At 51.4% G+C, this 14,172-nt stretch carries 15 protein-coding genes; 6 read left to right on the top strand and 9 right to left on the bottom strand.

Going from position 1 to position 14,172, the window contains the following annotated elements:
• Positions 1 to 472, bottom strand: a 472-nt coding sequence (locus tag GKC03_08540) for a hypothetical protein (protein ID NYT12577.1), incomplete at its 3' end; no start/stop codon positions are given.
• Between the two features lie 226 nt (positions 473 to 698).
• On the opposite strand from GKC03_08540, the gene GKC03_08535 reads away from it, so the two are divergent.
• Positions 699 to 2,021 carry a nucleotide sugar dehydrogenase gene (locus GKC03_08535; GenBank protein NYT12576.1) on the top strand — a complete coding sequence of 441 codons (1,323 nt, stop codon included), beginning with the start codon at positions 699 to 701 and terminating at the stop codon, positions 2,019 to 2,021.
• Here the strand turns inward: GKC03_08535 and ltaE are convergent.
• Positions 2,010 to 3,038: a low-specificity L-threonine aldolase gene (ltaE, locus tag GKC03_08530; protein ID NYT12575.1), complete on the bottom strand. Its 1,029-nt coding sequence runs from the start codon at positions 3,036 to 3,038 to the stop codon at positions 2,010 to 2,012. The two genes, GKC03_08535 and ltaE, sit on opposite strands and share 12 nt — an antisense overlap.
• 59 nt (positions 3,039 to 3,097) lie before the next feature.
• Positions 3,098 to 4,084: a Gfo/Idh/MocA family oxidoreductase gene (locus tag GKC03_08525; GenBank protein NYT12574.1), complete on the bottom strand. Its 987-nt coding sequence runs from the start codon at positions 4,082 to 4,084 to the stop codon at positions 3,098 to 3,100.
• Between the two features lie 84 nt (positions 4,085 to 4,168).
• Here GKC03_08525 and GKC03_08520 point away from each other — a divergent pair, with 84 nt between their 5' ends.
• Complete coding sequence (locus GKC03_08520) at positions 4,169 to 4,351, top strand: Trm112 family protein (GenBank protein NYT12573.1); 183 nt, start codon at positions 4,169 to 4,171, stop codon at positions 4,349 to 4,351.
• Position 4,352: 1 nt separating this feature from the next.
• On the opposite strand, the gene GKC03_08515 is transcribed toward GKC03_08520, so the two are convergent.
• Positions 4,353 to 5,507 carry a pyridoxal phosphate-dependent aminotransferase gene (locus GKC03_08515; protein ID NYT12572.1) on the bottom strand — a complete coding sequence of 385 codons (1,155 nt, stop codon included), beginning with the start codon at positions 5,505 to 5,507 and terminating at the stop codon, positions 4,353 to 4,355.
• 183 nt (positions 5,508 to 5,690) lie between these two features.
• Between GKC03_08515 and pdxS the strand changes: the two genes are divergently transcribed.
• Positions 5,691 to 6,599, top strand: a complete 909-nt coding sequence (pdxS, locus tag GKC03_08510) for a pyridoxal 5'-phosphate synthase lyase subunit PdxS (protein ID NYT12571.1) — start codon at positions 5,691 to 5,693, stop codon at positions 6,597 to 6,599.
• Positions 6,600 to 6,974: 375 nt separating this feature from the next.
• Here the strand turns inward: pdxS and GKC03_08505 are convergent, their stop codons facing one another.
• Both GKC03_08505 and GKC03_08500 read right to left on the bottom strand, forming a co-directional pair.
• Positions 6,975 to 8,045, bottom strand: a complete 1,071-nt coding sequence (locus GKC03_08505; protein ID NYT12570.1) for a formate--phosphoribosylaminoimidazolecarboxamide ligase — start codon at positions 8,043 to 8,045, stop codon at positions 6,975 to 6,977.
• Positions 8,046 to 8,115: 70 nt separating this feature from the next.
• Complete coding sequence (locus GKC03_08500; GenBank protein NYT12569.1) at positions 8,116 to 8,631, bottom strand: hypothetical protein; 516 nt, start codon at positions 8,629 to 8,631, stop codon at positions 8,116 to 8,118.
• A 145-nt stretch (positions 8,632 to 8,776) separates the two neighbouring features.
• Between GKC03_08500 and GKC03_08495 the strand changes: the two genes are divergently transcribed.
• From GKC03_08495 to GKC03_08485, 3 genes are all read left to right on the top strand, one after another.
• Positions 8,777 to 9,388, top strand: coding sequence for a hypothetical protein (locus tag GKC03_08495; protein NYT12568.1), 612 nt, complete (start codon positions 8,777 to 8,779; stop codon positions 9,386 to 9,388).
• 123 nt (positions 9,389 to 9,511) lie between these two features.
• Entirely contained in the window at positions 9,512 to 10,834 is a 1,323-nt protein-coding gene (locus GKC03_08490) for a DNA-binding protein (GenBank protein ID NYT12567.1), read from the top strand.
• 2 nt (positions 10,835 to 10,836) lie between these two features.
• A complete protein-coding gene (locus GKC03_08485; GenBank protein ID NYT12566.1) occupies positions 10,837 to 11,730 on the top strand; it encodes a hypothetical protein in 894 nt (297 codons plus the stop codon).
• 16 nt (positions 11,731 to 11,746) lie between these two features.
• Here GKC03_08485 and GKC03_08480 read toward each other — a convergent pair whose 3' ends face one another.
• The 3 genes from GKC03_08480 to GKC03_08470 all read right to left on the bottom strand — a co-directional run bounded on the left by GKC03_08480 (position 11,747) and on the right by GKC03_08470 (position 14,083).
• Positions 11,747 to 12,262 (bottom strand): hypothetical protein, encoded by a 516-nt coding sequence (locus tag GKC03_08480; GenBank protein NYT12565.1) that lies wholly within the window; start codon positions 12,260 to 12,262, stop codon positions 11,747 to 11,749.
• A gap of 214 nt (positions 12,263 to 12,476) precedes the next feature.
• Positions 12,477 to 13,001, bottom strand: coding sequence for a hypothetical protein (locus GKC03_08475; protein ID NYT12564.1), 525 nt, complete (start codon positions 12,999 to 13,001; stop codon positions 12,477 to 12,479).
• Positions 13,002 to 13,165: 164 nt separating this feature from the next.
• Positions 13,166 to 14,083 (bottom strand): DUF4234 domain-containing protein, encoded by a 918-nt coding sequence (locus GKC03_08470; GenBank protein NYT12563.1) that lies wholly within the window; start codon positions 14,081 to 14,083, stop codon positions 13,166 to 13,168.
• Positions 14,084 to 14,172 lie beyond the last annotated feature (89 nt).

Genomic DNA, 14,172 nt, shown 5'->3' with positions numbered 1-14,172 from the left:
ATCCATTGAAGTTTGTGGCGTATTTGAGATTGTTATTGGTGCTGTCATAGTACGAGATGTGGACCTTATCATCTTCGTCGAGAGCGATAGAGGAGTATCTTCCCGCGACGGTCGAATTATCAACGGTCTGGTTCGACCAGCCTATCCAAGCACCGGTTGCGTACTTCAACTCTCCGAGGGTGTAGTTCATATAACTTATGTGGGAGTTGCCCTCTGAATCCACCGCAATCGAGGTCCAGGCTCCCACGGTCATCTCACTATCTACCACGGTCAGGTGCCATTGACCGCTTTCGTTACTTGCGTACTTCAGATTCTCATTTGTCTGATCGCTATAGCTGATATGGACATCGCCTTCGGGATCGATGGCAATGGATGAGTACTGACCGACATCGCCCTCGTCGTCGATCACGGTCGATGTCCACTCCCCCGCCTCGGCTATGACCGGATGGATAGGAATTATGAATGCGCCCATGATCAACACGGCAGATAATATGGTGAGGAATAATGCACTCCAAGTTGCTGGACGGCCTTGGGAAGTCGGCGGTCTGTCCCCCAATTCTGTGAACCCCCCTGATGCCCGGAAAAACGATGGTGTCCGCCGTTCCCCCGGTCTTAGATATCAATGAATCCTTGACTGAGACTATAACCGTATCGATGAGGAGGATACATTTATTGGACGCACTCCCATTTGGAGGATGATGAACGAGGACACGGTGTCGGTAGTTGGGCTGGGATACGTAGGTCTCCCGCTCGCCTGCAAGCTGGCAGAGAGCGGCGTTAAGGTCATTGGAATCGACAAGGACGAGATTCGGGTGTCCCACATCCATGCAGGCAGGAACCCGCTCAAGGGAGAGGAACCTGGATTGGACGAACTGCTGGAAAGGGTTGTGTCCTTAGGGCTTCTTACTGCCTCCAACAATACCTCCGCAATCTCTGGAACTGATGCGGTGTTCGTCTGCGTGAATACTCCAATGGAGGAGAAGAGAAAACCTAACTTGGAGCCTCTTGAGAATGCAATCAGAGACATCGGGAGGAACATGGCCAATGGCACTCTGATATCAATCGAATCCACCATTCCACCTGGAACCATGGACGGAATGGTCCTACCCATACTCGAGGAGGAGAGTGGCCTCAAAGCAGGGAAAGACTTCTTGCTAGTGCACTGTCCCGAGAGAGTCATGCCTGGGAGACTCCTGTTGAATATGAGTACCTATCAAAGAACGCTTGGAGGCCTTGATGAGGAATCGATCAAGAAGGCAAGGGCATATTATTCCCGCTTGGTAGATGCCGAAATTCACGAGACTGATATGCTGTCCGCTGAGATCACGAAGACCGTGGAGAATGCATACAGGGATGTGCAGATCGCTTTCGCGAACGAGATCGCCCTTGCTTGCGAAGAGTTGGGGGCTGATGCTTTTGAGATCCGGAAACTGGTCAACACATCTCCCTTCCGAGATATGCACTATCCAGGCTCAGGTGTTGGAGGCCACTGCATTCCAAAGGACCCATGGCTCCTGGTTTCATCCGTGTCCAAGGACACAACGGACCTCATCCCAGTAGCGAGAAAGATCAACGACATGATGCCCATCCATCTTGCGCAGCTTGCTAGAATAGCCATGGCGGAGGCAGGTGTCGACATCGAGGGGGCAAGGGTCACGATCCTTGGCCTGGGATTTCTCAAAGATTCCGGTGATACGCGTAACTCGCCGGCCAAGCCCATAATCGACGAGTTCATCGAGGATTCTGATGTGGTGGTCCACGACCCCTACGCGAATGAGGAGTATAGGGCTCCACTCACCAAGAAACTGGATGAAGCGCTGGATGGTTCAGACTGTGCCATCTTTGTTACCGATCACACCATATATGAGACACTGACCCTAGATTTCATATCCAGTAGGATGAGGACGAAAGTGATCGTGGACGGGCGCGATCTCTTCGATGCGGAGATGTGCGAAAATGCTGGATTCTACTACTCAGGTATCGGAAAAGGAAGAAAGAGTAAAAGGATCTCAAAAAGATGAGTCTATCCTGGACAGCGTTTCATCGATGTCCGTGGATTCGATCCCGTAATGTGTCACGAACCTCACGGTCCTAGGTCCGAAGATGGAAACCAGAACGCCCTTTTCCCTGGCCAGGGCAGCGAAGGAGACGGAGTCCATTCCAGTATTTGACACATCAACCACCACGATGTTAGTCTGGACCGACTCCATGTCTATTGAAAGATCCTGGATCGATTCGAGCCCTGAGGCGAGCCTTCTGGCGTTTCTATGGTCCTCCTCCAGCCTGGAGACCATCTTGGTCAAGGCCACTATGCCTGGGGCGGCAATAATCCCTGCCTGCCTCATGCCTCCTCCAAGCATCTTCCTTATCTTCCTGGCCCTTTTGATGAAATCTTCATCCCCAACAATTAATGATCCCACCGGGGCGGCCAATCCTTTTGACAGGCAGAACGATATGCTGTCCACCTCACGGGCGTATTCCTTGACCGATACGTTTAGTGCTACAGCGGCGTTGAAGATTCTTGCGCCATCTATGTGGACGGCCATATCAAGATCTTTGGCCGTCCTAGCAATAGCAGCCACCTCTTCCACTTTCCATATGGTCCCGCCTGCTCGATTGTGTGTGTTCTCGATCTCGACCAAAGAAGAATTGGGAAAGTGTATGTTGTATCCCCTGTGAGCATCCTGTACCTGCTCGGGGGTGAAGACGCCCCTCTTCCCCTTGACCAGTCTTGGGATCAATCCGGCAATGGCAGACATTCCTCCCACCTCATAGAAATAGACATGGGACTCGGCCTCCATGATCACCTCATCGCCAGGCCTGCAATGTGCCATCAAGCTCACCAGGTTGGATTGGGTCCCAGATGGTACAAGAAGGGCTGCTTCCGTTCCAAACATATCCGCGGCCAGATTCTCAAGCTTGTTGACGGTGGGGTCCTCCCCGCTCACATCGTCGCCAAGCTCAGCGTCAATGATGCTCTGGATCATCTCCTGTGTGGGCAAGGTCACGGTGTCGCTCCGCAGATCAACAACCTTCATTCTGATCACACTTCCAAATGCGGATTTCGCATCCTTGTTGAGGCGTAGAACAATATCTTTTAAAAACTTGCCGAAAGGACATCCACTCTTGCGCCTTTCTTCAGGGAATCGTATGCAGCTTCGCAAACCCTTAGATCGGCCACGGCCTCCCAGCCGTCGACCTCGGCCCTCCCCCTCGACTCCACAGCTCTCATGAATGACTCTAGTTCCCGCCTCAGAGGCTCTTCCTTCCTCACTGACATTCGCCTCACATCCTGTTCAAGCGGTAGATGGAACAGGTCTCCCGGGTCGATCTCCTGGAATCGGGTGGAGCAGACCTCCAAACTCTGCGTCATGTAATCTAGATCGACGAATCCCTGGCTGCATGTTAGAGAGACGCGTCTGACTTTCATCGGTGTGAGCCAGTTGGCCTCCACGAAGCATTTGATCCCGTTCTCCATCTCCATCAGCAGGTTAATGTGATCCTCGAAATCGCTGTTTGAGAACTTCCCGCCAAGAGCGTAGACCGAGTTCACATCTGAAGAGGTGATATACCTCATCACATCAATGTCATGGATGGCCAGATCCATGATCACCCCGACATCCTTGATCCTGCTGGGAAGGGATGAAACCCTCCTCGAGGCCATGGAGATGACCTCCCCGAATCTATTATTGGCGACCGCTTCCTTGGCAGCCGAGACAACAGGATTGAAGCGCTCCACAAAGCCAGCGGCCACAACGATATCCCTATCTTCAGCAAGCCTGCAGATCTCTTCCGCCCTAACCGAAGAACCTGTGAAGGGCTTCTCCAACAAGAAATGAACTCCGGTTTCAATCGCTTTATTGGCGAGGTCGTGGTGCAGGACCGTTGGGGTACAGATGCTGATAGCTTCCACTTCTGCCAGGAACTCATCAAGAGAATCGAAAGCCTTCGTCCTGAACCTTTCCGCGACTCTTTTCGCGGTGCTCTTATCAACGTCGAAGACCCCCACGAGTTCGGCCACGTCCGCGTACAAGCGTGCATGGTTCTGACCCATGGAACCCACGCCCAATACCCCGACCTTCAACACAAAAAAGGGTACGCAGCTGTGAGTTAAAAATTGTTCTCCCCAGCAGAAATGATAAATTCCCTTGAGCCCATTGAACGGCACATGAAAAGAGAGCTTATGGAAATTCTAGCTTGCCCCGTTTGCAAGGGTCATCCTCTGGAGCTCGAGGTCTGGGAGGAGAAGGACGGGGATATCGTCTCGGGGAAGATCAGATGCGCGAGTTGCGATATCGACTATCCCATCGAAGGCTCGATACCCAACATGCTCCCACCCGAGAACCGCTGAATCAGAGTTTGGAAAGCGCTTCCTTTATCCTTTCAAGCCCTTCCTGTAGAGATTCCCTGGAGGCGGCATACGAGATGCGGAAATGCCCCTCACTGTTGGGCCCAAATGCTGTGCCCGGTGTCACCCCGACATTCGCTTTCTCAAGCAGATAGGTGCAGAAATCCTCCGAGTTCATCTCAAAATCGTATGACGGGAAGACATAGAATGCGCCCTTTGGTTTGCTGCAGTGGAGCAATGGAATCTCGTCGATAAGGTCACAGACAAGATCCCTCCTCATCCGGAACTCCTCCTTCATACTAGCTACCGAGTCCTGGGGACCTTTCAGCGCCTCTATTCCTCCCTTCTGGGCGAATGAAACCCCGCATGTAACCGAGTGGGACTGCAGCTTGCTCAGCTCCTTGAAGATCTCGGGAGGGGCGATCGCCCACCCTAGACGCCAACCCGTCATCGCATACGTCTTGGAGAATCCGTTCACAGTGATGGTGCGGTCGAACATCCCATCGATGGAGGCCATGGATATGTGCTCTCCCTCGTAAACGATGTGCTCGTACACCTCATCCGATAGAATGGTGATGTCGTGATCCTTCGCTAGGTCGGCTATCCCCTTCATATCCCCTTGTTCGAGCACTGAACCCGTGGGGTTGGATGGAGAGTTGACCACGATCATGCTTGTTCTGGGTGTGATGATTTCGGCAATGGCGTCGGGGTCCATTCTGAACTCGTTGTCCTGATGGAGGACGGCATATCTTGGCTTCCCACCTGCTAACCTGATGGATGCGTCGTAGGTACCCCAAGCAGGGTCTGGTATGATGACCTCGTCCCCCTCGTTCACTATGGCAAGCATGCTCATGAAGATGGCGTGCTTGGAGGGAGTGATAAGAACGTTAGAGGCGTTGCAGGGAATGTTATTCTCCCTGACGCTTTTCCTCGACACCAGTTCTCTCAGCTCGGGGATTCCGGCCGAGGGAGTGTAGTGTGTGAACCCTTCGTCCAGAGCCCTCTTTGCAGCTTCCATTATATTCTCTGGGGTGGGGAAATCGGGCTCTCCCATTGAAAAGGAAAGAACGTCCCTGCCTTCCTGCTTCAATCTTGAAACAAGGTTGGCTATCTTCACCGTTCCTGATTCAGGCATATTGCCCATTCGTCTCGCAACCATCAAACTGCGCATATCGTTCACAAAGTTTATTCAATTTCCGCCGCATGGTCAAGAAAATCGCCCTTTGTGCGTACTCTTATCCTGATTTTCGAACTGATTATCATCAGGGGCGCCCCAATTACTTGAACGGGCCATTCGAAAGTGCTAAATAAGCGTCCAGAACTAAGGCAGAGTGGTGAAGAGATGCCATTCGAGCTAGACATGACCAACCTTCGCTTCGGCACCGAATTGGTGAAGAGAGGCTTCGCCAAGATGCAACAGGGCGGAGTGGTGATGGATGTGACAAACGCCGATCAGGCAGCCATCGCAGAGGAAGCTGGAGCGGTGGCGGTCATGGCGCTAGAGCGTGTCCCGGCCGACATCAGGGCCCAGGGGGGGGTCGCACGCATGGCCGACCCTGTGAAGATCTTGGAGATAATGGATGTGGTTACCATCCCGGTAATGGCCAAGTGCAGGATCGGCCACTTCGTAGAGGCGCAGGTCCTGGAGTCACTTGGAGTGGACATGATCGACGAGTCTGAGGTACTCACTCCTGCAGATCCATTCTATCATGTGAACAAGAAGGAATTCACCGTACCCTTTGTATGCGGTGCCAGGGACCTTGGCGAAGCCCTTCGCCGGATCGATGAGGGAGCAGCCATGATCCGGACCAAGGGCGAAGCTGGGACTGGCAATATCGTCGAGGCTATGAGGCACCAGAGACAGATATTGGGCAAGGTCAGGGAGCTCAGAGGAAAGAACGAGGAGGAGCTTTGGACCATTGCAAGGGAGATAGAGGCGCCCTTATATCTGGTCAAGGAAGTTGCCGATATGCAGCGCCTGCCTGTCATCAACTTCGCTGCTGGTGGTATAGCAACACCAGCAGATGCCGCAATGATGATGCAAATGGGATCAGATGGTGTCTTCGTTGGTTCTGGTATTTTTAAGTCGACCGATCCGGCGCCCCGGGCAAAGGCAATTGTGGAAGCAGTTACACACTTCGACGACCCTCGGGTAATTGCAGAGGTCTCAAAGAACCTCGGCGACGCAATGCCAGGCCTGGAGATCGAGAATATCAGTCCCGAATCCCGGCTTCAGGAGCGAGGCTGGTAGAAACCTCTACCTTTACCATTTTCATGGGCAAGGCTTGCGATAACCTCGCAGGTCACGACCTATACTTTTAGATGATCGCCGTTCAAGGATGCTTCAATGTCTGCTTCTCAAGCCAAGATAGTTCCATGATAGCCTCTCTTCCAAGAGAATTTCAACGAAGCTGCCATTCACGATGTGGATAAAAGGACGAATTCTCCTCTTTCGTCGCGGCCGGGAATCCAGACAAAGGAAGAGGGATCTGTGGAGGACGCCTGATCTCCTACTCCAAGATTTTGAATTTCCTTCGTAGAGGTGCTTGTGAACTCTGGAATCGAGGATGGGACCTCCTCCTGAGGGGAGGGTTCAATCTCCGCCTCTGGCAGTGCTATTTCGCCCTCATGTTATGATTCTTCCAAGAAGATCACCGTCAACGGCTTCCCTGATCTCCTTTGCGATCCTGCGACCGGTGGACATCCCGGGCTCGATCATGTCTGAGTAGGGTGAGCCTGATATGAAGGGGTTGGTGCCAGCAACAATTCTGGAAGATATCTCGAACACCTTGAACTCCAACTTGTCCGTAACGATGGACTCGAGACAGAAGGGACCTATCATCCCTCCAAAAAGCTCCTGTGACCTCGTTACGACCTTCTCCCCCATCTCGAAGATCTTGGGCAGCAGGCTCTCCCTCACCACCACGGGAATATTGCCAGTCACCACGAAAGACGGGAAGAAACCGTGCTTCTTCAGCTCCTCCTGGGCACCCAGCTTGTACATCTCATCGATGTTGCTCTCGTCACGCCGGTCAATGGATAGAAGCTCCAGCGATCCGTTGCCCGTGCGGTAACCGCCAGATTTGATGGGTGAGAAGAAATAATGAAGATAATACCTGGTCCCAAGGATGTATTCTTGAATGGTGTAAGGCTGGGTATGGTCAATTCCAAGCTTGAAATCAGGGTAGTCCTTGGCTATGAAGAAACCCCTACCGCCCTTTGCGCCGTGGTACTTGACAAGAACTGGCCTGTCGATCTGTGTGGGATCGTTGAGCTTCCTGGGCATGCTGATCCCGGCGGAGATGAGCCATTCCCTCTCCTTCTCCCGGTCGCTCTCCCAGTGGAGTACTTGCCTGTTTCCATACGTTGGTACCTCGAAGCTCTCGAACCTCTCATGGCCCATATATTCCACGAAAGATCCGTGGGGGATGATTATGGCATTTCTGTCGATGAACTCGTCCGTCATGTCCAGCATATCGGAGTAGCTGCCTAGACGCAATATCTCATCTGGTTTACCCAGTGGGAAGGCATCGTAGAATTTTGTATTCTGGTCCACGGCAATGCCCAGGGTCTTGAACCCCTCCATCTTGGCTCCGTGGAAAATCTGAAGAGAAGAATGAGAGCACAGTGTAGCTACTACAACGTCGTCCTTGTCATAATCATCAAGGATGCCAAGGATCCTCTCCTTTGGAACCATATTGACACATATTCATGTTTTACTTAAAGCTTTTCAATGCTACAATCCCAATGGGTATCTCCAAGGATGCTTACCCGAATATCTCGATTCCAAAGGCATAGAAGAGTATGCCAATGAAGAATGCCCTGTTCAATCCGCCCAAGAAGTTGCAAATGAAGAAATACTTAGCTTCCAAGACCTTGCCTTCCCGGTTGAATACGGAGAAGATATAGATGGGGATGGTGTCAACCATGCCCGGAATGCTCAGTATGAAGTACAGGCCAAGATAACTAAACTTCTCCACCAACCACTCGGATTTCTCGACCAACCAGGAGAACCAACGCCATCGCTGCCAGCTCCTTACATTATCCTCAATCGAGTAGCCAATATAGAAGACCAAGATGCTGCCTACCGCCTTTCCCAACCCAAGAATCAGAGCCTTTATGAAGAAGGGCGTACCGGGATTCCAGAACAACCCCAACTCCACTGGAAGGGGGAGTATCACCGCCGCAAGAACGCAGTAGATGAAGAATATGATGCCGTACGTCAGCGGATCTGCAGAGTACTGGAATAGAAAATCCATGATCTGCTGCCAGATATCCGCCATCGCTGAGGCATCCGATATGCAATTAAAAGCCTTTTCCCCTTGGTTCGGTCCAACTTAAAATACCCCTGTTAAAGCGCATCCAGACATCAGAAAAGTTGGATAAGCTTTTTATGTGGGTAGTTTGATTACGCTCCCAGGGATTAAAATGGCGGCTAAGGGTGGAAGTCAAGAAGATTGGTTCAAAGAGCTTGACGATGAGCTTGAGCGCAAGACCCAGGCCATCACGAAAGACGTCGTTGAGCTCAGTAACCAGAAGATCACTATCAATAGGACAGTCATCGAGGACTTCTGGAATATTCTGCAGAGGTTTGGGAAGATCAATGTCCATTTCACCATGGAGCCTTCCTATAGTTCTTGGGGTCAGTTCGAGGAATTCCCCAGCGAATGGAAATTCAAGGAAGACTTCAACTATGCCGGTGTGAACACCATCCAGCTGGTAGATCGAACCCAGGATCAGGGCAGGATGGGGGATTCTCTCCGGATCCATTACTACACGGACCAGTCCGCCCCTCGCTTCAGAGTGGTCTTCGAGTATTGTGAGGGAGAGCAGTATTATAAGTACGCTGGATGGAAGCGCATATTCGGTCAGTTCATCATATTCGATAACTCCCTTGCACGCCTGAACATGGATAAGTTCCATGAGAAGTTGGGAAGTGTCATAAAGGCATGGTACGAATCCCATCTTCGGAGGAACAGGGACATACTCATAAAGCATCTCAAAGATAACTTCGAGAGGGGAGAGACCTTCACCCAGTGAGCTCCCCTCAAATCATTCCCCCAATTCTATCTTCAAAGAGGTCACTTTCAGTCACCTCGAAGAATACTTTTAAGCGAAACTCGGATATGCCAAGGTAACCGTGTCACACACGGAGGTCTAGCAATGCAGAAGGATGAAATTACACCCCATGTAGATGAACTTGCCAGGGTGTTGGAAGGAAAGGTTGACAGGAAAGAGATCCAGGAAGAACTGGAGATCTATTTGAATGAGTATAGAGTGACCCTCGAGTCCGCAAAGAGGGGCATCGTTCGAAAGTACGGTGGGGACCCCCGCCTTCTGATCAGACAGGACAGAAAGAAGATAAACGAGGTAGGCCCGACCGAGCAGAACGTCGATATTCTGGTCAGGGTCGTGTCCGTCAACGAGAAGGAACTCGAGAGGGAAGGAGATATCAGGACGATCCTCTACGGCATTTTCGCCGACGAGACGGGCACACTGTCTTATACCGCCTGGGAGGGAGATCGGTTCGACTTCGGACGGGGCGATGTGATCCTAATAAGGAACGCCTATACAAAGGAATGGAACGGCAACACTCAGATCAATCTGGGAAACCGAGCGTTCGTCGAGAAGCAGGATCCCGGCTCTCTACCCCTAATGGAAGACTTCGGCCCGGTGTTCTCTGGAGGCGGAGATATCACACTATCACAGCTCCAGGATGGAATGAACGGCATCAATGTCACGGGAAGGATCCTCTCTGTAGAGAGTAGGGAAGTGACCGTTCAGGGTGAGCCGCGAATCCTTTTTTCGGGAACAATTGCCGATGAATCCGGAAAAGCCCAGTTTACAGCCTGGCATGATTTCGACCTTAAAGAGGGCGAGGTCGTGAAGATCGAAAACGCCTACACGAGGAGCTGGAGGGGGATCCCCCAGTTGAACTTCGGTGAGAGGGCAAAGGTTCAGAGAGTAGAGAAGAGTCTCCCCTCAGAGTTCGAGCTATCATCTCCCTTCGCTAGAAGCGTGGCAGACATGGAGCGTATCGGTGGGGGGATCGACGTCTCGATCAAGGGAGTAGTGGTGGATATAAAGAGAGGATCGGGGCTCATCTTCAGGTGCCCAGAGTGCAACCGCCAGGTTCAATCAGGCAGCTGCAGGATCCACGGAAAGGTTGAAGCGATCCCTGATCTTAGAATTAAAGCCGTCCTTGACGACGGTGAGGGAAGCCTGACAGCCATCATCAACAGGGAGGTAACGGAACGACTCCTTGGAATCACCCTAGATGATGCCCTTACCAAGGCAAGGGCTGCAATGGACCAGGAGATCGTTAAGGAGGATATGGAAGATCTGCTACTCCCCTCGCCCGTCGAACTCAGAGGCAATGTCACGAGCGACGAGTTTGGGCTGATGATGATCGTCACCGACGCCAGGTTTATGAGAGACGATGTGAAGGGCGAGGCGAAAACTCTCCTTGAACTGCTGGGGGTCTGAAAATGATATCGAGAGAGGTCGCGTGGCGTATCTTTGCCGGTGAGTTCAACGCTTCAACCCTGGAGATAAAGGGTGAGGGTGATCGTTCACCATCATATGTCGTAACCCCCCTGGGAGCGATGGTCAACCGCATGTTCGTCGTGGGTGTACTTACCGACAGCGAAAACATAGGGACTGAGGACGAACCTCTTTGGAGGGGGAGAATCTCCGATCCAAGCGGAATATTCTACATCTCGGCGGGACAGTACCAACCGGAAGCTGCAATGGCCATATCCAGAATAGATCCCCCAGCATTCGTTGCGGTGGTGGGCAAGGCAAGGACCTACTCGCCGGATGAGGGAACGCTCTATGTGTCGATAAGGCCAGAGAGCATCAGGGTGGTGGATGAGGCCATAAGAGACTACTGGGTACTGGATACTTGCAGGCAGACCCTAAAGCGAATCGATGCCCTCGCTGACGCCTTGGACATGGAATCACCTTCAGTGGAGGAAATGGCGCATCTGGGCCATGATCCGAACCTCTCTGAAGGCGTGATCAATAGCGTTGGTCACTATATGGGCCTCAACCTGGATACATATCGAGAGATGGTGATAGACGCCCTGAAGTATCTGCTTCCCGAGTATGAAATGGAGATGGAGATACCTAGAGAAGTGAGCGGTCCAGAGGAGATCGAGCTCGATGAAGAGGTCGAAGATGAAGAACTCAACCAGGAAGATATCGTTCTGGGAATAATCGACCGCCTTGACTCATCGGGAAAAGGAGCTCCCTGGGATGAGATAGTTGACGAAGCCGGTAAGGAAGGAATTGATAGAACCGAACTGGAGGAGCTCACCAACTCACTACTCGATAAGGGCCTTATCTATGAGCCTGTTCTCGGGAAGATGAAGAGGATCTAGGATATGGCCAGAGGATTCAATCTTTGAACTCATCCTTTGAGATCACAACCAGTATCAGTCCGATGAGGCCGAAGATCGTTCCAAGGAAGAACCCTCCAGATGCGATGAATCCGAGAAATCCTCCGAGGGTTGCTATCGACCAAGATCTCCTCCTGGTGGCTCTGACTCCCCCCACGATCGATATTAGGCCGAATACTAGCATGATGGCCCCCCATATCATGATAGCATCACTACTTAGATTGATGAATACCTGCGAGTACCAGTTAATGAATGGATCTGGGTAAACTACCATTGAAAGACCAGTGATAAAAGCTAGCAATCCAGAGATCATTATCAATGTCCCAGCATAGCCAGCCCTCTCCTTGGCCCTCTCCTCCGCTAAGAATTTGTCTTTTACTGGTTTTGACGGAGGGGGTTCTTCCCTAATCTTGAAGCCGCAGTTTGGACATTTGGTCGTTCCCTGCGGGACTGTCCGCCTGCAGCTGGGGCAGGTCTCCTCGATTATCTCATCATAAGGGGTTTCTTCAACCATGAACAAACCTCATTGTAGAGGAAAATATTACATCAATCATTATTAAATGATAACGGAATTGACAGATTGTTCGGTTTATGGGCCTGAACGTTCGATTTTCAGAACGAAATCGAGTGTTTTCAGGGACTAGCTCATCAATTATTCATAGGATTGCCGCATTGGAGGATGATCCTGACTTGTGAGGATTAAAAGAAAGAGAAAATGGTTTGGGAGTTCAGCTCTTGAACTCGCGTTTTGAGACCGCCACCAAAATGAGTCCTATCAGTCCTAACAGCGTTCCAAGGAAGAATGCTCCCGAAGCAATGAAACCAAGGAATCCGCCAATAACGGCAAGACCCCATGACCTCTTCTTCAGGGCGGCCACACCTCCGGCTATGGCCACTACTCCAAAAATCAGGGTCATGACCCCTGCGCCGACCATAATGTCGGTGGAGAACGTGTACCCAATGTTGGTATATAACTGCACGAAGGTTTCGGGATCGATGACCATGTATATCCCGGTAATAACAGCGAGTATGCCGGATACCAGAATCAACCAGCCGCCGAAAGCAGCCTTTTCCGTGAATTGTCGCACCTGTTCCACCTTGGCAGGAGCAGCCTTTTGTGTGGGTGCTGGCTTCGGTTCTTCCCTGATCTGAAAGCCGCAGTTTGGGCAAACGGCAGTTCCTTGGGGGACTGTGTGCCTGCAGCTGGGGCAGGTCTCCTCGATTATTTCGCTATATGGTGTCTCTTCCACCATGCTCTCGCCACCTTACCCCTTAAGGTTGTTAAATCATCACCATAATACCTATTAAAAATATACTCCGGCCGTTCACAGGAGTGTATTGACCAAGATCAGTTCCGGCGAATGAACTAGATGCTTCTTCGAAAAATAAAGAAAAAAGTAGGATTTCTGAGGTCCTACTAGATCTCCCTAACGAACTGGTCCTCAAACTGCCACTGTGCCCTGTAGTGATCGTTCATGTCCTTGATCAGCACGTAGTACCAATAGATCATGAAGATACCAAATGTCACAATTGTCAGAATGAAGTAGATAATGAAGGACCTCTCAGGGAGCATTCTCCAGGAAGGAAGCATAAGGTTCATGCCCAGTTGCGACCCTGCGTACTGTGTCTGCTGGGTGAACGCGTGCCACCTCCGGTCATGACCAGTTGGGAAATGTGTGAGGTAGTACAGGGCTATGATCAGAAAGATCCAACCCACGACGGGAATGATAGGCAGTACGGCCCAAAGGACCGCACTCCGCTCAGGCTCGTAAGACCTCGATTCATAATTGATGCTCTCCATGGTCTGGACCTGGGATGCCACCGCTTGCGATAAGCCTTTCTCGATCGCCTTCCTCTTGATGTAGTCGACGACCGCGGCTCTGAACATTGCCTCCCTTCTACTGTGCAAGTTGTTCCGGTTGAACAGCTTGTAGATCAGGATGACGATAAGGACAACGGCGATGACGCTTACTCCCAGAGTGATTCCATAGGTAAGGTATACATCAGAGGTCGTGATGAATAATATCCCCGATACAGCACCGATTAGTATCACACTGATGAGAGGTATGAAGGCCCAGATCTCGTTCAATATCTCGTCTGTTCCTCCTCTCATCTGCACTGCTTCTCTGATCATACCCTCTGGGCTGGTGTCCCTGGGTCCAGGCTGCGCTCCTGGGGCCTGCCATTGCTGCTGACTGTAGTCCTGGGGAGGAGTCTGATATTGACTCGGACCAGGCGCCGGAGCAGCGGTAAGGTCAGTCCCGCAGTTAGGGCAGAAGGCGATGCTTTCATCCACCATCCGCTTGCAGTTCGGACACGTTTTGAGATTTGCCATTCAATAATCACCTCTTGATATTGGCAACAGTCTAAGGAATCCCTCTCCTCGGTAATAAAAATAGCTAAGGGGGGGACATTCTATCCCCC

The sequence above is a fragment of the Methanomassiliicoccales archaeon genome, assembly GCA_013415695.1.
In the GTDB taxonomy this organism is placed as follows: domain Archaea; phylum Thermoplasmatota; class Thermoplasmata; order Methanomassiliicoccales; family JAAEEP01; genus JAAEEP01.
The sequence above is the reverse complement of the archived record's forward strand: the minus strand, read 5'-3'. Positions and strand labels throughout refer to the sequence as shown.